This window comes from Pseudomonas sp. JZ114 (assembly GCF_051027705.1).
In the GTDB taxonomy this organism is placed as follows: domain Bacteria; phylum Pseudomonadota; class Gammaproteobacteria; order Pseudomonadales; family Pseudomonadaceae; genus Chryseomonas; species Chryseomonas luteola.
Genome location: NZ_CP069257.1, coordinates 230,190 through 247,480 on the forward strand (window position 1 = coordinate 230,190; position 17,291 = coordinate 247,480).

At 55.8% G+C, this 17,291-nt stretch carries 13 protein-coding genes and 1 pseudogene; 6 read left to right on the forward strand and 8 right to left on the reverse strand.

Translation table 11 applies throughout. The features are described 5' to 3' along the window. The first annotated feature begins 15 nt into the window (after positions 1 to 15). Positions 16 to 732 (forward strand): amidotransferase, encoded by a 717-nt coding sequence (locus tag JQR90_RS20565; protein WP_073449967.1) that lies wholly within the window; start codon positions 16 to 18, stop codon positions 730 to 732. A 61-nt stretch (positions 733 to 793) separates the two neighbouring features. Here JQR90_RS20565 and JQR90_RS20570 read toward each other — a convergent pair whose 3' ends face one another. The 7 genes and pseudogenes from JQR90_RS20570 to JQR90_RS20600 all read right to left on the reverse strand — a co-directional run bounded on the left by JQR90_RS20570 (position 794) and on the right by JQR90_RS20600 (position 7,187). Next, on the reverse strand, positions 794 to 1,999 hold the full coding sequence (locus tag JQR90_RS20570; RefSeq protein WP_125912878.1) for an MFS transporter: 1,206 nt from the start codon (positions 1,997 to 1,999) through the stop codon (positions 794 to 796). A gap of 478 nt (positions 2,000 to 2,477) precedes the next feature. Then, a pseudogene (locus JQR90_RS20575) lies at positions 2,478 to 2,713 on the reverse strand (LysR substrate-binding domain-containing protein); the annotation flags it as partial. A 104-nt stretch (positions 2,714 to 2,817) separates the two neighbouring features. Further along, a complete protein-coding gene (locus tag JQR90_RS20580; RefSeq protein ID WP_010799062.1) occupies positions 2,818 to 3,459 on the reverse strand; it encodes a DedA family protein in 642 nt (213 codons plus the stop codon). A 71-nt stretch (positions 3,460 to 3,530) separates the two neighbouring features. Further along, the gene (locus tag JQR90_RS20585; protein ID WP_010799063.1) at positions 3,531 to 3,950 is read right to left on the reverse strand and encodes a DoxX family protein; all 420 of its coding nucleotides are present in this window, start codon (positions 3,948 to 3,950) and stop codon (positions 3,531 to 3,533) included. An 810-nt stretch (positions 3,951 to 4,760) separates the two neighbouring features. Beyond that, the gene (locus tag JQR90_RS20590; protein WP_010799064.1) at positions 4,761 to 5,153 is read right to left on the reverse strand and encodes a hypothetical protein; all 393 of its coding nucleotides are present in this window, start codon (positions 5,151 to 5,153) and stop codon (positions 4,761 to 4,763) included. A gap of 15 nt (positions 5,154 to 5,168) precedes the next feature. After that, positions 5,169 to 6,473 (reverse strand): ATP-binding protein, encoded by a 1,305-nt coding sequence (locus JQR90_RS20595; RefSeq protein ID WP_010799065.1) that lies wholly within the window; start codon positions 6,471 to 6,473, stop codon positions 5,169 to 5,171. A gap of 12 nt (positions 6,474 to 6,485) precedes the next feature. Next, on the reverse strand, positions 6,486 to 7,187 hold the full coding sequence (locus JQR90_RS20600) for a response regulator transcription factor (protein ID WP_010799066.1): 702 nt from the start codon (positions 7,185 to 7,187) through the stop codon (positions 6,486 to 6,488). A gap of 151 nt (positions 7,188 to 7,338) precedes the next feature. Between JQR90_RS20600 and JQR90_RS20605 the strand changes: the two genes are divergently transcribed. From JQR90_RS20605 to JQR90_RS20615, 3 genes are read left to right on the forward strand one after another with little or no spacing between them, the layout of a single operon-like run. Continuing rightward, the gene (locus tag JQR90_RS20605) at positions 7,339 to 8,511 is read left to right on the forward strand and encodes an efflux RND transporter periplasmic adaptor subunit (RefSeq protein ID WP_010799067.1); all 1,173 of its coding nucleotides are present in this window, start codon (positions 7,339 to 7,341) and stop codon (positions 8,509 to 8,511) included. Then, entirely contained in the window at positions 8,511 to 11,633 is a 3,123-nt protein-coding gene (locus JQR90_RS20610) for an efflux RND transporter permease subunit (RefSeq protein WP_010799068.1), read from the forward strand. Before JQR90_RS20605 ends, JQR90_RS20610 begins: the two co-directional genes overlap by 1 nt. Next, positions 11,626 to 13,053 (forward strand): efflux transporter outer membrane subunit, encoded by a 1,428-nt coding sequence (locus JQR90_RS20615; RefSeq protein WP_010799069.1) that lies wholly within the window; start codon positions 11,626 to 11,628, stop codon positions 13,051 to 13,053. Before JQR90_RS20610 ends, JQR90_RS20615 begins: the two co-directional genes overlap by 8 nt. Before the next feature lie 326 nt (positions 13,054 to 13,379). Here the strand turns inward: JQR90_RS20615 and JQR90_RS20620 are convergent, their stop codons facing one another. Next, positions 13,380 to 14,102, reverse strand: coding sequence for a pirin family protein (locus JQR90_RS20620; RefSeq protein ID WP_010799071.1), 723 nt, complete (start codon positions 14,100 to 14,102; stop codon positions 13,380 to 13,382). Between the two features lie 281 nt (positions 14,103 to 14,383). Here JQR90_RS20620 and fusA point away from each other — a divergent pair, with 281 nt between their 5' ends. Next, the gene (fusA, locus tag JQR90_RS20625) at positions 14,384 to 16,483 is read left to right on the forward strand and encodes an elongation factor G (protein ID WP_010799072.1); all 2,100 of its coding nucleotides are present in this window, start codon (positions 14,384 to 14,386) and stop codon (positions 16,481 to 16,483) included. Between the two features lie 226 nt (positions 16,484 to 16,709). After that, positions 16,710 to 17,285, forward strand: coding sequence for a helix-turn-helix domain-containing protein (locus JQR90_RS20630; RefSeq protein ID WP_010799073.1), 576 nt, complete (start codon positions 16,710 to 16,712; stop codon positions 17,283 to 17,285). The last annotated feature ends 6 nt before the right edge of the window (positions 17,286 to 17,291 follow it).

Below are 17,291 nucleotides of genomic sequence, written 5' to 3' on the forward strand. Positions count from 1 at the left end.
ATGCCTCGGAGTCCCATGTCTGCTCGGATCTGTGTTCTCGAAACCGATATTCTTGTCCCTGAACTGGCCGAGCTGTACGACGGCTATGGCGCCATGTTTGTTCGTCTGTTCGAGCAGGTGCCGGAGCAGGTTGAATGCACGGTATATAACGTCGTCGAAGGCCACTACCCACCGGATGATGCCCGCTTTGATGCGTATCTGGTTACCGGCAGCAAAGCGGATTCCTTTGGCGAAGAGCCCTGGATTCAGCGTCTCAAGACCTATGTACAACAGCGTTATGAGCAAGGTGACAAGCTCTTGGGCATCTGCTTTGGTCATCAGTTGCTGGCCCTGGCGCTAGGAGGGGTGGCCGAACGCGCCAAGGGAGGGTGGGGAATTGGGGTACAGCGTTTCGAGGTCGCGCAGGGCTTTTCCTGGCAGCAGCCTCCGCTGGAGAATGTCACGCTGATCGTCTCGCACCAGGACCAGGTCACGGCGCTGCCTCCTGCCGCGCAGTGCCTGGCCAGTAGCGATTACTGCCCGAATGCAGCGTTCGTCATGGGCGATCAGGTGTTGTGCTTTCAGGGGCATCCGGAGTTTGTAGCCGAGTATGCGAACCGGCTGTTGGTAAGGCGCCAATCAGTTTTTTCCGCCGAACAGTACGAGACGGCTGTAAGTTCGTTGGAGCAGCCACATCAGGGCGCCCTGATCGCGCAGTGGATGGTGAATTTTGTGGCAGCCCCTCGTAGCTAATAAGCCGACGCGATACGAAAAAAGGCGGCTCGAAAAGACCGCCTCGGTGATCAAAGCCCAATCATGCGTTGGCGCCTCGTAAGCGACCAATGCCGAAGAACAACAGGGCCAGCAGCGGTAGGCTACTGCCCACAAGAACAATGGCTGACCAGCCGCCTCGTTCATAAACAGTGCTGGCTATCGCTGATCCCATGGCACCTCCGATAAAGATGCTGGTCATGTACAGGCCGTTCAAACGGGCGCGGCTCTTGGCATCTAACATATAGACGGCACGTTGACCCAGAACCATGTTCATCTGCACGGCAAAGTCGAGCAGGATGCCAGTTATTGCCAAGCTGACGACCCCATAAGGCGAATGAACCAGCGCTGGTAGAAAACTCAGGGCGGCAAGCAGCATGGCAACTGCCGAGGCGCGATGGGTATGGCCTGCATCGGCAAGGCGTCCTGCAATCGGTGCAGACACTGCGCCGACAGCACCTACCAGAGCAAAGACGGCAATCTGGGTTTGTGACAGACCATAATGGCGGATCAACTCAAGGGGCGCGGCCGTCCAGAACAGGCTGAAGGCGGCAAACATCAACCCCTGATACAACGAGCGCTGGCGTAGCACAGATTCACGTGTGAAGAGATGAACCAGTGACAACAGGAGCTGGCCATAGTGTGCCTGGTGGGACGGTTGACGTGTGGGAACCACTTTCAAGACCACGCCTGCAATCGCCAGCATAATCAGGGCGCTAGTAAAAAACACGGTACGCCAGCCGAAGTGATCGGCTATCAGGCTAGAGGCCGGACGTGCCAGCAGGATACCCAGCAGCAGTCCGCTCATGATGGTGCCCACAATGCGCCCACGTGACTGTTCGGGAGCAAGATGGGCGGCCAGCGGAATCAGTATCTGTACGGCCACCGAGCTGACACCAATTAGCAGCGAGACCACTAGAAAGACGCTGGGTTGGGTCGAAAGGCCCGCCGCCATCAGCATGACAGCCGAGGCGAGAACCGTGATAACCATCAGACGACGATTTTCCAGGAGATCGGCCAGCGGAACTAAAAGGAGCAGCCCCAGGGCATATCCGATTTGGGTCAGCGAGACGATCAGGCTGGCATCGTGCTCGCTGAGTCCGACGGCGGGAGCGATCAGATCGATGATGGGCTGTGAGTAATAGAGATTGGCCACAATAGCGCCACAGCAAAAGGCAAAAAGTAATACCAGCCCTTTTGATAGTGTAGTAGTAGAATGCTCATGTTCGATCATCGATGCGGTACTCATTAAAGTCTCTTGGCAAGGCAACGGTTATTCAAGTCGGTTCAAGGTCTTTTCAAGAAAATCGACAAACAGAATGGAGCGAGACCCGCTTGTTCAATATAAGCGTGTGAGAACACGTCTATTGGTGGTCTGCCTGTAGGGGTAATGCTCCGTCAGGTCGCGTTTCAGGTAACCAGGAAAGGCCATAAAGTCAGAAGGTTTGACTCTCATCTTTTCTTATCTCTTCGCCTCAGGTGCGGAGGTGCCTTTACTCCCGATGGGCTCCAGGCGAGGTGCTACTCTATCTTCTGTATCTGCACAACTACTACCGGCCCCACACCTAGAGCAGAAAACAGCCCGGATAATGTTACGATCAGTCGGGTGCATAGCGGGTGCTTCATTCTGCCTTTGATGAGGCATACCTTAAAGAGGGGGGCAGCGCGAGAGAATTGGACTGCAGAACAACGCAGCGTTGCGTCAGGCGCAATGCCTGGCGAGTGGAAAGGCGTCCCTCGCAAAATTCGATAAAGGCGCTGACCCGCCTTGAGCCGCGCCGATTGGGCATATACAGCGCCGAAATGGCGGCACTGGCCTGATTCGGATTTACGTAGTGATCCGGAAATAGCCGAGTCAGTCGACCGCTTTCGATATCGGTTTGCACCAGCCAGCCGGCCAATAAGGTAATGCCCCCACCTGCCAGCGCGACTCATGCAGGACCTCGGCATTATCACTGTGTAGACGGGGAACCGATTGACCTGTTGAAAAGCCGGCAATGCCGTGACGCTGAACGTGCGGATTAAAGACGCTTCGACCAAAGGCTCTGTAAAAGGCTGATTCGCCGGTTATCGAGGATGGGTGACGGCTTGCTGATTAAGGTGTCTCGCCTGATGGTGTGTGGCACGGTGTTTCAGGTGATGTGCCGCCAGCAGGGCTGCGGCAAGCATCAGCCCGGCAGCAGCCAGCCCGGGGAGTAGGTATTCCTGAACCATGTCCAGCGCCAAGAGCACCGGGGCCTGAAAGGCATGCCCTAACGCCAGCGCTGAACCAGCCCACAACATTGAACCCAGAATGTCGTACACCAGAAATTGAGCCAGCGACATTCGCTGTGCGCCTGCCATCAACGTGGCGACCGCTCCCATGCCCGGTACGAATTTGGACACCAGCAACCATTGAGCGCCCCGCTCTGCGAAGCGAGCCGAGCAGGTACCGGCGTTCCTACGATGAGAGAAGGGTAGTTTTGCAAGCCATGCGAGAATACGCTCGCCGTGACGACGACCTGCCCAGTACCAGGCTAGGTCTGCAAGGACACACGCCAACGAAGCGAGCAATAGAAACTCGACCAGCCTCATGGGTGCGTCGGCAGAGGCGCCTGAAGCGACCAGAAACGGATAGGACGGTAACGGTGCGCCCAACTGCTCGGCGAAGACATTCACGAACAGCAACACGGCATTTCCAGTCAGCAAGGCGCTCATTACGGACGGCATGGCGGCGGGTCTCTTTGATCGTGCGGGGCAGGGCGGTACGCCTTTTAGGCGGCGTACCGTGCGGTATCAAGTCAGGCGAGAGCGAGACGACGTTTGCTAAGAGCGCCGTCCAAGCTGAAGGCGCCGCTACCGAAGGCTACGACCTGCAACAGGCCACCGGTAATGGCGATGTTCTTCAGAAAGTGGATCAGCTGGTTCTGATCAGCAAGGTTATTGTGGAAGACCACCGCAGTCATGAGGGTAAAGCCTGCCATGATGGCTGCTACCCAGCGGGTCTTGTAGCCCACAAGCAACAGGCTGGCCAACCCTAGCTCAACGCCAATCGCCCCCAAGTAGGCCAGAAGTGGAAACGGTATGCCGACGGACCCGATGTAACCCATGGTTGCAGCAGGCGCGGCCAGCTTGCCAATACCGCTGAACAGAAACAGTGTACCTAGCAACAGGCGTCCAATAGTGGCGGTATAGGCTTGAGAGGCGTTCAAATTAGTCATGTTCAGTTCTTCCATTAAGGGTTCAAGGGCTTCGCGGAGGTGCCGAAGCGGTATGAAAGAAAGCTTAATGTCGCCTGATTAAATAAGTAACTAGGTGAAAAACGAAAAATAGTCACATTTTGGTGGACAATAAAGCCGAGAGCCTGCCTGTTGGTTAAAGCTGCCTGACCTCGGTTAATCAAGTGTGCAGTGATAGGCACTCGAAAGCAGAGGAACGGCCTAAAAAGCGCAATCAATAGCACATACGTTCCAAACACAGCACAACCGTTCAAGCTCCCGCGGCGCACTTCGACAAAAGTTGTCGTACATTCATTGCAGCTGGAGAGCTACCATGCCAACCGCCATTGCTGCCCCGGAACCGGCCTGATTGATCCCTTAAACCGTACGTTAGTCATGAACATTCTACATCTATGCCACCTTATTTTGAGGTTCGCATATTGGGTGGCTTTATTGGGAGTAACCTGCTGATTACCTTTGCATCGGCGCCTTTCATCATGCCAAGCGTGACGCGTTGGTTCGTGAGTTCTGTCGTTATCGCCACGCTTGGCTCGGTTTCTTACCGTAGGACCCAAGTAACGGTATCCATCGCTGGTTAAGGATCTGGCCTACCCGAGCCGCATATCCGGTTCAGCCCCCCACGGACGCTTACTGTTGTCACTGGGCATGTGCGGCCTTTGTATGGACTTTATATCCACTTGGTTTGGTTGTCGTGAGCATGCTCGGTGGGCGAATGTAGTCATCTATTCGCAAGCACAATAAGCCTAATAACCTTTGCATGCATCCAAAACGCTAGTTGTGGTATTGGCATCATCAGGATCTTGAATGTCGAGCCTCGATTCCGCGAACAATCACAAAGGCAATCAACGCAACGACAAACACGACAAGATACATCCAGGCGATGCTTTGTAATGTTTCAATCAACGAGCGATAGATCTCGAGCGTCCAGCGTTCTGAATTAAGCACTAGTACCTGAGCATCCGTAGTCTGCGCGCTGATATAGCGCTCAAGATCGTAAATTCGCACGCCACCTGAAATACCTACCACAAAGCTGGCGAACGTGATGTATCGATGCCAGGCGCTACTGACGTCATCCTTGATAATTCGGGCCAGGACAGCCTTGGTCGAATGGTTGAACAAGGCGACGACTGTGGCGGAAGTGATGAATGCAACGACAAAGGTGGCGGCCAGTAGAGAAAAGAACATAGAGTCTCTCGGTTGCTACGTATGAAATGACATGTTCAGGCGGAAACGTGCGCCGCCCAAGGGTGAGGTGTCTGCAGCTAATGTCCCGTTTTGAGTCTCGATCGCTCTGCGGCTGATGGCAAGGCCAAGCCCGAAGCCGCCTGTTGTGCGGTCGCGGCTGCGGTCGAGCCGGTAAAAGGGCTCGAAGATCTTTTCATGCTCTGCCTCCGGGATGCCAATGCCGTCATCTTCAACTGTGATCTGATAATGATCCTGATCCAAAGCACTTACGCTCAGGCGGATGCGGTGGTTACAGTAGCGAATGGCATTTCGGATCAGGTTCTGTAATGCTCTGGCTGTCAGACGAGGCTCCAGACTTACTCGCTGTTTCTCCATCGCCATGTCCACCTCCAAGAGGATTCCACGCTGCTCCAGTTCTTCAGCGAACCCTCCAACGATGCTATCGATAAACTCACCCAGATTGAGTTCGACCCGCTCCAACTGAGCGGCCACGCTGTGCAGCCGACTGTAAGACAACAGCTCCAGTACCAGTTCGTCCAGCTCGCGAACGTGACGGGTCATGTCCAGTAGGCGGGTACGAGAGGCTTCTGGAATATCTTCGGACAACGCCAGGGCCAGGCCGAAGTCGAGCCGGGAAAGCGGAGTGCGAAGTTCATGGGATACTGCATTGAGCAGCTCCTGCTGCTGATTGAGCAGGCGCTCGATATCGGTGGCCATCGAGTCGAATACATGGCCCAGCTCGGCAATGTTGGACCGTGAGGAGAGGTGAGTTCGGGCAGACAGGTTTCCCCTGCCCAATGCCGAGGCGGTACGCCTCAGCGATTCCAGGTCCCGCCAATGAGGACGTAGCCAGAGCAGCAGACAGGCCAGAAGCGCTGCGCCTGTCAGGACGTTCATGGCCCAGAACAGCAGGTTGATATCCAGAGGAAGGGGGGGGCTGGACTCTTCTATGAAATGCTCATTGTCCAGCGGAGCCATGACCGTATCAGGCAGGCCATACTCACCGAGGTGTATGACCATGAGCCCTTGTTCAAGTTGTTCACGCTCATCCGGACTCAACTGAGCGTTTGCCATTTCTCGAAGACTGACCTCAAGCGGTGCAAAAGAGGTCTTGAGTTCCCTTTCTAACTGAGCCCATTCTGTTTTGGGGCGCTCCAGGAATCGTTGCTGGATCAAGGCCATCTGACCTCTGAACTGATCCAGATTCCATGCAATGTAACGATCTTTGGACAATGAAACGACAAGTTCGGGCACTACATAGTTGGCGAGGCTGAAGGTAACCAGCACCACCAGGTATAAACGGATCAGAACCTTCAGCATGACCGGTACATCCTAGTCTTCCCACTCGGAGCGGCTGAAGAGATAGCCCTTGCCCCAAACCGTTTTGATCCTGCGCGCTTCGCCAGAGGTATCTTCGAATTTGCGGCGCAACTTCGAGATGGCGACATCAATGGAGCGATCGATACCGTTAAACTCGATACCACGTACCTGTTGCAAGAGCTGGTCTCGACTCTGTACTTCACCGGCATGACGAGTCAGGGCTACCAGAAGATCGAATTCGCCTGATGACAGCTCGATCGGCTGGTCCCGCCACTGAACAACCCGTTCGGTTAAATCGATTTCCAGACGACCAAAGGTGACACGCGAAGCATCTTTGCGAACTGTTTCCGGCTGGCTGCGCCGGAGCAGCGTACGAATCCTGGCCAATAGCACCCGTGGTTCACAGGGTTTGGTGACGTAGTCATCCGCTCCCAACTCGAGACCGACCACTTGATCATGACTATCGTCGCGGGCGGTGAGCATGAGAATAGGAAGGCCAGCATGGTCTGCGCGGAGCTGGCGGCACACCTGCAAGCCATCAAGCCCCGGCAGCATAAGATCCAGGATGACCAGATCCGGGTATCTTTTCCGGACATGCGCTTGAACCTCGTCGCCCCGGGACAGTATGGAAACCGCGAAGGCATGACGTGTCAGGTAGGTGGCAATCAGTTCAGCCAGGGCGGTATCGTCTTCGACCAGCAGGATGGTAGGCATAGCAGGACACGCTGAAGGGTTTGAAAGAGCATAAACAAACCCGACAGCTTCTGTAGCGGTCATTACACTTTTTAACAAATGCCCTACAAGCTTTTACAAAGCCGACAGGGCGGGGCTTTTAGCATGGCGCTGTTCCTGAAGGATGCACACCATGATGCCGCCCGTTAAGTTTTCCCTACGCCCCTTTTGCTTATTGATGTTACTAGCGCTGACAGGATGTGACCGCCCAGCGCCCTCTGCACAGCAAGCACCCGATACGTCTGTCACCGTCGAGACGATCAAACCTCAGCCGCTTAGCTTGGTGACTGAACTCAATGGCCGTTTGGTAGCGCCCCGAGTGGCGGAAGTGAGAGCCCGCGTAGCAGGCGTTCTGCTGCAACGGGTTTACCGTGAGGGAAGCCAGGTCAAGCAAGGCGACGTATTGTTTCGGATTGACCCCGCGCCGCTGCAGGCGGACGTCGACAGCGCCGTGGCAGGCCTGAAAAAAGCCCAGGCCAATCGCTATCAGGCCCATTTGCAGGCCGAGCGTTATTCTGCATTGATCAAGACTCACGCCGTCAGCCAGCAGGACTTCGAAAATGCGCACGCTGCCTTTTTGCAGGCAGAAGCCGAAGTCTCTGCTGCGCAGGCCACGCTCAAACGTGCCCGGCTCAATCTGGGGTATGCCACCGTCACAGCACCCATCTCCGGGCGCATCGGCAAGGCATTGGTCACGGAAGGCGCGTTGGTAGGGCAGGATAGCGCCACGCCTCTGGCTATTATTCAGCAACTCGAGCCTATTTATGCCGATGTGACTCAATCCACCCGACAGATCAACGTGTTGCGCCGTGCGCTGCGGGAGGGGCAGTTACAAACCGTAGGGGAGGACCAGGCCGCCGTAACGCTCGTACAGGATGACGGTACAGCGTATCCAATAGCCGGAAAACTGCTGTTCTCGGACCTTACAGTGGATCAAAGCACAGGGCAGATCACCCTGCGTAGCCAGTTTCCCAATCCGCAGGCTGACTTGCTGCCCGGCAGCTTTGTTCGAGTGCGCCTTGAACAGGCCAGGAACGAGCGAGGTATCAGTGTTCCGCAGCGGGCTGTTCAGCGCGACTCGGCAGGGCAGGCTAATGTTTTGCTGGTCAACGCTCAGAATCAGGTTGAGGAACGGACGGTCCGTCTTGGCGGTGCCCAGAATGATCGCTGGATCATCGACGAAGGACTGCATGAAGGTGACCGCGTAATCGTTGCAGGCCTGCAATACGTCAGGCCGGGGATGCCTGTCCAGGCAGAAGAGGCAGGAATTACAACCGATGCACCTGCCGACAAGGAAGCCCGATAATGCCAGACTTCTTTATCAGGCGCCCGGTATTTGCCTGGGTCGTCGCCCTGTTCATTCTGCTGGCAGGTGTGCTGGCCATTCCCAATCTTCCGGTGGCGCAGTATCCCAATGTTGCGCCCCCCCAGATCGAGATTACCGCAACCTACCCGGGCGCCACGGCGCAAACCCTGGATGAAAGTGTTGTCAGTCTGATCGAGCAGGAGCTTAATGGGGTCAATCACCTGCTCTATTTCTCCTCCAGCAGCAGCCAGGGAATGGCGACGCTTACGGTCACGTTTAAACCAGGTACTGATCCGGAGCTGGGCAAGGTCGATATACAGAACCGCTTGAAAACGATCGAGTCCAGACTGCCTCGAGCGGTTACGCAGCAAGGTCTGGAGATCGAAGAGGTCTCGGCCGGGTTTCTGATGCTGATCACATTGACGTCTACCGATGGACGCCTGGATGAAACCGGTCTGAGCGACTACATGGCGCGTAACGTCGTTAATGAGCTCAAGCGTATCGAAGGTGTGGGCAAGGCCCAGCTGTTTGGTGCCGAGCGCGCTATGCGAGTATGGATTGATCCGCAAAAACTGGTAGCTTTCAACCTGACGCCGGCCGATGTCAGCCAGGCGATCAGCGATCAGAATGTGCAAGTGCCCGCCGGTAGTATCGGCGACTTGCCTACCCGCAGCACGCAGGAAATTACCGCAGCCGTACAGGTGAAAGGGCAGCTGTCTACACCTGAGGAATTCTCGACGATCGTACTCAAGGCCAACGCCGACGGATCGACGGTTACCGTAGGTGATGTCGCACGGGTCGAAGTGGACAGCCAAAGCTATCAGTTCGGGACTCGCCTCAATGGCAAGCCGACCACCGCTGTGGCTATCCAGCTAGCGCCAGGCGGTAATGCGATGAGCACGGCTACCTTGGTCAAAGCCAAGATGGAAGAGCTGTCACACTACTTCCCGGCCGGTGTGAACTACGACATTCCTTACGATACGTCGCCGTTCGTCAAGGTCTCGATCGAAAAGGTGGTTCATACCTTGATCGAAGCCATGGTGCTGGTCTTTGCCGTCATGTTTCTGTTTCTGCAAAACCTCCGTTATACCCTGATACCTGCACTGGTAGTTCCTGTGGCCTTGATGGGGACATTTGCCTGCATGTTGGCCCTAGGATTTTCCATCAACGTGCTCACCATGTTTGGCATGGTATTGGCGATCGGTATCCTGGTGGACGACGCTATTGTCGTCGTTGAGAACGTCGAGCGAATCATGGCCAGCGAAGGCCTGACGCCTCGGGATGCCACGCGAAAAGCCATGACAGAAATTACCGGTGCGATTATCGGAATCACGCTGGTGCTGACGGCCGTATTCATTCCGATGGCATTCATGCCGGGCTCGGTCGGAATCATTTACCAGCAGTTTTCTGTCTCGATGGCGGTTTCGATTCTATTGTCGGCGTTTCTGGCGCTGAGCTTGACACCTGCGCTGTGCGCATCGCTACTCAAGCCGATACCGCACGGTGTACATCACGAGAAGAAAGGATTTTTTGGATGGTTCAACCGACGGTTTGATCATGCCGCGGACGGCTACCAGCGTTGGGTCGCCAATGCCATACGCCGTACAGGTCGTTACATGCTGGTCTACGGTGTGCTGCTTGCAGGGCTCATGCTGCTCTTTACTCGCCTGCCGTCTTCGTTTCTGCCTATCGAGGATCAGGGCTTTACCATTACCGATATCCAGCTGCCGCCCGGAGCCAGCCAGAACCGCACAATTGAAATCGCACGGCAGATCGAAGCGCACAATGCTACGGAACCTGGCGTAGCCAATACCACCATGGTGCTGGGCTTCAGCTTTTCCGGCAGCGGGCAGAATGCAGCTCTGGCATTTACCACATTAAAGGATTGGGCCGAACGCCGTGTCGAAGATTCGGCCGACGCCATTGCCGAGCGTGCCAATATGGCATTTGCCGGACTGCAGGATGCCATTGCCTATTCGCTCAGCCCGCCGCCAATCGAAGGGCTTGGGACTTCCAGCGGCTTTGAGCTACGTCTGCAGGACAGAAGCGGAAAAGGATACGAGGCTTTGCAGAAGGCGCGGGATACATTGCTGTCTGCCGCTGCAAAAAGCGCCCTACTGGCAAACGTACGGGAGACCGCGTTGGCCGAAGCGCCACAGGTAGAGGTCAAAGTCGATCGGCTCCAGGCGAGCGCTCTGGGTGTCTCGTTCGCCGATATCAGCAACTTGCTTTCAACTGCCATGGGTTCGGCCTACGTGAATGATTTCCCCAACCTGGGCCGCATGCAGCAGGTCATTGTTCAGGCCGAGGCCGATTCCCGCCTTCAGGCAGAGGATATCCTCAAGCTTGAGGTGCGTAACGCGTCCGGCAAGATGGTGCCCCTGGCTGCCTTTTGCGAAGTAACGTGGACCACGGGACCGGCGCAGCTAACCCGCTACAACGGCTATCCCGCGGTCAGCCTTTCGGGTGAGCCTTCGGCGGGGCACAGTACAGGCGAAGCCATGGATGAAATACAGCGTCTGGTCGATCAGCTGCCTCAGGGATTTGGTCTGGAATGGACAGGGCTTTCGCTTCAGGAAAAGACCTCCGGCGCACAAGCTCCCTTGTTGCTGGGACTGTCCTTGTTGATTGTCTTTTTGGTTCTGGCCGCGCTTTACGAGAGTTGGTCGATTCCAACAGCCGTTCTGCTGGTCGTACCACTGGGCATCCTGGGTGCCGTAGTCGCAGTCGTCCTGCGGGGCATGCCAAACGATGTGTTCTTCAAGGTTGGGCTCATCACCATCATTGGACTGTCGGCAAAAAATGCGATTCTGATCATCGAGTTTGCCAAGAGTCTTCATGACCAGGGCCATAGCCTATTCCAGGCCACCGTCGAGGCAGCACGTCTGCGTCTGCGTCCGATCGTAATGACCTCGCTTGCATTTATCCTGGGTGTGGTTCCCCTGGCTATTGCGACGGGTGCCAGCTCCGCCAGTCAACAGGCCATTGGCACAAGCGTGATCGGTGGCATGCTGACTGCTACCTTCGCGGTTGTCTTTGTTCCGGTGTTTTTTGTGAGCGTCATGCATTGGGTCTCTCGCCTTACCCGCTCGCAAGCCAGAGGAGGGCAGCGCCATGAGTAAGTTGACTGTTCTTCTGCTGGCCGGCCTGCTGGGTGCCTGCTCTTTGGCGCCTACCTACGAGCAGCCCCCTGCACCTATACCAGCGGACTATCCGGTGGTATCAGCCCCGGTGAACCCAGCTGAAACGGTTCCGGACTGGCAGGCATTGTTTACAGATCCGCGCCTGCGTCGGCTTATCGAGATTGGGCTGAATCAGAACCGTGACCTGCGTATGGCAGTGCTTCGCGTTGAAGAGGCGCGGGCGCAATACAGAATCCAGCGGGCGGACCTGTTGCCGAATGTGAGCGTAAGCGGCTCGGCAACCCGTCAGCGCTCCCCATCGCTCGGGCTGGAAAACACCGGTGGGCTACCGGCTCAGGCCGTAAGCAGTGGAAGCCAGGTCACCAACCTGTATACCGTAGGGGTAGGGCTGAGCACGTACGAAGTGGACCTCTTTGGCCGTGTCCGCAATCTTCGAGATGCAGCCTTGGGTGAATATCTGGCGTTGCAGGAGACGCGACGTTCGGTTGAGCTATCACTGATCGCTGAAATCGCTACGGCCTATACCAACCAGCGTGCCCTGCGCGAGAGAATGGCCATAACCCGGCAGGCCTATGAGAGCCGTCAGCAGAGTCTGGAATTGATTCATCAACGTTTCGACTATGGGATTGGTTCTGAACTGGATATCGCTCAGGCCCAGACACTGCTAGAGACAACTGCCAGTGATCTTGCCACATTGGAGCGTAGTATAGGACAGGCGGACAATGCGATGGCTCTCCTGCTCGGTCAACCATTACCTCATGATCTGTCGCCCGCCCTTTCGCTGGAAAGGCAAGGGTTGGACAAGCCCTTACCCGCCGGGCTTCCGGCAGATCTGCTGACCCGCCGACCGGATATACAGGCTGCCGAAGCCCGGCTGAAAGCCAATTACGCCACTATCGGAGCTGCGCGCGCTGCGTTCTTTCCAAGCATCAGTCTCACGGGCAATACCGGTTTTAGCAGCGCAGAACTTTCAGACCTGTTCAACGGCGGTAATCGCTCATGGAGTTTTACGCCTCAGATCAACCTGCCAATTTTCACAGGCGGTCGTAACCGCGCACAGCTTGAGGTCGCGACACTGCGCAAAGAGATCAGTGTGGCGGAATATGAAAAATCCATACAGACCGCTTTCAAAGAGGTGTCCGATGAGCTGGTTGCGCGTCAGCCACTTCAGCGTCAGCTCGACGCTCAGGAGCGGCTTCGTGATAGCGCTGCCCGAAGCCTTGTCCTTGCACAGCAACGGTATCAGCAGGGGCTCGATGAGTACCTGACGCAATTGGATAGTCAGCGCACGCTGTATCAGGCTGAAAATACCCTGATAGACACCAGGCTTCAGCTGGCCTTGTCACAGATCAATCTGTTCAAGAGCCTTGGCGGAGGTTGGAGCCGAGACCGTCCTTAATTAAGGTTATGCATGTCTTCTGATGCTCCTTTGGATGGAAGACATGCCCTCAGGCGCCTACGTGGCGTCTTTTTTATAGGCCAGACCATCGGCTGAATCGATCGGGTCTCCTGTCGTGCAGCAACAGTAGTATCCATCGCTGAAGTCCTATTACGGCAACGCTATGGACCTCGTAAACGTGTGATCTGCTTAGCGTCAAGGAAGGAGGTATTCCGTCTGGCTACGTGGGGTTGTGGGCCTTATGTCTAGGCGGGGCGTAAACACTGTGTTTACGGTTAGCGACAGCGGAGGCTGATAGGGCCTCGACCACTCGAGGCCCTCGTCGATCATGGCATCATGGGCAGCTCATTGGGGCGCAGGTCAAAGACGATAACCTCGGCCTGCTTGCCGTTGGCTAGCGTAAGCACCTGCTCGTTACGCACACGTACACCGTCTCCCTCCGCCAGTGTCTGGCCATTGAGTTCGATCTGCCCCTGGGCTACATGCACATAGGCGTAGCGGTTTGATCCCAGCGTTAGAGTCGCCTGCTCTTCACCGTCGAACAGACCGGCGTAGACACGAGCATCCTGACGAATTTCCAGTGAGCCCTGCTCACCTGTAGGTGAAAGGATCAGGCGCAACCGGCCACGTTTGCTATCCGCGCTGAAGTGCGTTTGCTGGTAGCGAGGCTCAGCACCTCGAGCGTTGGGCACAATCCAGATCTGCAAAAAGTGTACGGGATCGCTCTGGGAGTGGTTGTATTCACTGTGGGCTACTCCCGTGCCGGCGCTCATGAGCTGCACGTCGCCCGGATGAATGACGGACCCTGTACCCAGGGTGTCCTTGTGCTCGAGCGCACCTTCGAGCACATAGGAAAAGATCTCCATATCCCGATGAGGGTGAGTGCCGAACCCTTTTCCCTGGGCGACTCGGTCATCGTTGATGACCAACAGATCCGAAAACCCCTGTTCTTGGGGGTTGCGGTAATTGGCAAAGGAAAAGGTGTGGAAAGACTTGAGCCAGCCATGGTTGGCAAATCCACGTTCGGTTGCTTTACGAAGGGCTAACATGTTCGGTCTCCTGGTCAATCAACGGTATGTTGTTACCTGTATCGGTATGCGACCAAGAGTAAAGCGATCGAGTGGGGTGATAAACCACTTGAAATGCGTAAAAAAGTCTCCATCTGGTTGACAGTAAGACGAGTCTGCTCAATCAGACAGGCTCCCTTTAGCGATACGCACAAACGTTCAATACAAGCCTCGTAAGTCAGTCTATTGTTATTGCAACCCGGGCGGATATCCGTATCGCCTGTCTGCCGGCTGACCCATGCTGGTTTCTAGGAGAATCTTCTATGGCCCGAACGACCTCTATCGACCGCTATCGCAACATCGGCATCGTCGCTCACGTGGATGCTGGTAAAACCACCACAACCGAGCGAATCCTCTTCTACACCGGCGTGAACCATAAGATGGGCGAGGTGCATGATGGCGCCGCGACCATGGACTGGATGGTGCAGGAGCAGGAGCGCGGCATCACCATTACGTCCGCGGCGACTACTGCATTCTGGTCTGGCTCGACCAAGCAGTTCGACAAATACCGGATCAACATCATCGATACGCCTGGGCACGTGGACTTCACCATTGAGGTGGAGCGCTCGCTGCGGGTACTCGATGGCGCGGTCGTGGTGTTCAGCGGTGCGGATGGTGTAGAACCTCAATCCGAGACGGTCTGGCGTCAGGCAGACAAATACCATGTGCCTCGTATTGCGTATGTGAACAAGATGGACCGTGCGGGAGCGGACTTCCTGCGCGTCGTTGACCAGATCAAGAAACGCCTGGGTCATACTCCGGTTCCGATTCAGCTGCCGATTGGCCGTGAAGAGAACTTTGTCGGCCAGATCGATCTGCTGAAGATGAAGGCCATCTACTGGAATGATGATGATCAGGGGATGACCTATCGTGAGGAGGACATTCCTGCCGAGCTGCAGGCTGAGGCCGAGGAGTGGCGCGAGCGCATGGTCGAGGCTGCCGCCGAAGCCAATGAAGACTTCATGAGCAAATACCTGGAAGGGGAGCCCCTGACCAACGATGAAATCCGCACGGGTCTGCGGCTGAGGACACTGGCGGGTGAAGTCGTTCCGGCTGTATGTGGCTCATCCTTCAAGAACAAGGGTGTACCCTTGGTACTCGACGCGGTCATCGACTACCTACCGTCACCTACCGAGATTCCCGCCATCAAAGGCGTGCATCCTGACGATGCCGAGCGGACTGACGAGCGCCATGCCGACGATAACGAGCCTTTTTCGGCGCTGGCGTTCAAGATCGCTACAGATCCCTTCGTGGGCACCCTGACTTTTGCGCGGGTGTATTCGGGCGTGCTTTCATCAGGTGACTCGGTACTCAACTCGGTAAAAGGCAAGAAGGAGCGCGTCGGCCGTATGGTGCAGATGCATGCCAACACGCGGGAAGAAATCAAGGAGGTTCGCGCAGGCGACATCGCCGCCTTGATCGGCATGAAGGACGTGACGACCGGTGACACTCTGTGTTCGGTTGAAAAGCCCATCATCCTGGAGCGTATGGATTTCCCCGAGCCGGTTATCTCCGTAGCGGTTGAGCCCAAGACCAAGGCTGACCAGGAAAAGATGGGGATTGCCCTGGGCAAACTGGCCCAGGAAGACCCTTCTTTCCGCGTCAAGACCGACGAGGAAACCGGGCAGACCATCATCTCTGGGATGGGCGAGTTGCACCTCGATATCCTCATCGACCGCATGCGGCGTGAATTCAACGTCGAAGCGAATATTGGTAAACCTCAGGTGGCCTATCGCGAGACCATACGCAACACCTGCGAGATCGAAGGCAAGTTTGTTCGCCAGTCGGGTGGTCGTGGGCAGTTCGGTCATTGCTGGATTCGATTTGCACCCATTGATGAAGGCGAGGAGGGTCTGGTGTTTACTAGTGAGGTCGTGGGTGGCGTGATTCCCAAGGAATATATCCCGGCCATTCAAAAGGGTATCGAAGAGCAGATGAAGAATGGTGTGCTCGCCGGGTATCCCTTGCTAGGTCTCAAGGCCACGGTCTTCGACGGCTCTTACCATGATGTGGACTCCAACGAGATGGCATTCAAGATCGCCGCCTCGATGGCAACCAAGCAGCTGTCCCAGAAAGGGGGCGCGGTACTGCTCGAGCCAATCATGAAGGTCGAGGTGGTGACACCTGAAGACTACATGGGTGATGTAATGGGAGACCTCAACCGTCGGCGGGGCCTGATTCAAGGCATGGAAGATACCCTTTCCGGCAAGGTGGTTCGGGCCGAGGTTCCGTTGGGCGAAATGTTTGGCTATGCGACTGATGTACGTTCGATGTCACAAGGTCGTGCCAGCTACTCGATGGAGTTCTCACGCTATGCAGAGGCACCCAGAAATATTGTCGACGCGTTGATTAAGAAATCTTAAGGATCGGTTCAGATCTTTTCCAAGCAACGCTAGTACTTTTAGGCCGACTCCCTCTGGGGAGCCGGCCTTTTTCGTTACGCCTGAGATAAAGGCGTTGCGATCACATGTTAATCATTGATGACAAGCAGGTATTTTCGTTTAAGAACGCTTCAACTTAAGACAAGGACCTTAAGGGTTCCCAGAGCCGATACTGGACACCAACCTTACCGCCTCAAGGAGCGTTGCAATGGCCACGCTGGGTTCCAAGCTATCGTACCGCTTACCTGCAATTACGGCTGAAAAGCCTGGATCGAGTGTTCCCAACACTGCGCAGGTACTTATGCAGCGCCTCCTCGAAACGCTTGATAGCGTTCAAGACGGGGAAGGTCCGATCAGCCGTACCTTGATAGATGAACTGCAAGCCCGCCTTTTGCCAGACGCTTTGCACGTGACCTTACCGAGTGAGGATCGGATTGCCTTGTCTCGCTGGCAGGAGCAACTGGCCAAGCGTCTGATGATGGAGCAGTTGGACGATGGCCTATCGGTATCCGAAATCGCCAGTGCCTGCTCGTTGTCAAGAAGCCATTTTTCCCGAGCCTTCAAGAAAAACACAGGCGTTTCGCCACGTGACTGGTATCAGCAATTACGAATTGCCAAGGCCAAGCGGATGCTTCTGAACACGTGTTTGCCGATAAGCCAGATCGGTGCGGAATGTGGTTTTTCAGATCAATCACACTTCACCCGTGTATTCACAAAGACGGTAGGATGCACACCGCTTAGCTGGCGCCGCTCGGGAGACCAGCAGGTCATGCGGCAAGCCTGAGGGTTG

Bases quoted from the DNA above. Each gene is read 5' to 3' on its own strand.
- JQR90_RS20585 (WP_010799063.1), bottom strand. From the start codon at position 3,950: ATGACTAATTTGAACGCCTCTCAAGCCTATACCGCCACTATTGGACGC.
- JQR90_RS20630 (WP_010799073.1), top strand. From the start codon at position 16,710: ATGGCCACGCTGGGTTCCAAGCTATCGTACCGCTTACCTGCAATTACG.
- JQR90_RS20580 (WP_010799062.1), bottom strand. From the start codon at position 3,459: ATGCCGTCCGTAATGAGCGCCTTGCTGACTGGAAATGCCGTGTTGCTG.
- JQR90_RS20595 (WP_010799065.1), bottom strand. From the start codon at position 6,473: ATGCTGAAGGTTCTGATCCGTTTATACCTGGTGGTGCTGGTTACCTTC.
- fusA (WP_010799072.1), top strand. From the start codon at position 14,384: ATGGCCCGAACGACCTCTATCGACCGCTATCGCAACATCGGCATCGTC.
- JQR90_RS20590 (WP_010799064.1), bottom strand. From the start codon at position 5,153: ATGTTCTTTTCTCTACTGGCCGCCACCTTTGTCGTTGCATTCATCACT.
- JQR90_RS20610 (WP_010799068.1), top strand. From the start codon at position 8,511: ATGCCAGACTTCTTTATCAGGCGCCCGGTATTTGCCTGGGTCGTCGCC.
- JQR90_RS20565 (WP_073449967.1), top strand. From the start codon at position 16: ATGTCTGCTCGGATCTGTGTTCTCGAAACCGATATTCTTGTCCCTGAA.
- JQR90_RS20620 (WP_010799071.1), bottom strand. From the start codon at position 14,102: ATGTTAGCCCTTCGTAAAGCAACCGAACGTGGATTTGCCAACCATGGC.
- JQR90_RS20615 (WP_010799069.1), top strand. From the start codon at position 11,626: ATGAGTAAGTTGACTGTTCTTCTGCTGGCCGGCCTGCTGGGTGCCTGC.
- JQR90_RS20600 (WP_010799066.1), bottom strand. From the start codon at position 7,187: ATGCCTACCATCCTGCTGGTCGAAGACGATACCGCCCTGGCTGAACTG.
- JQR90_RS20570 (WP_125912878.1), bottom strand. From the start codon at position 1,999: ATGAGTACCGCATCGATGATCGAACATGAGCATTCTACTACTACACTA.
- JQR90_RS20605 (WP_010799067.1), top strand. From the start codon at position 7,339: ATGATGCCGCCCGTTAAGTTTTCCCTACGCCCCTTTTGCTTATTGATG.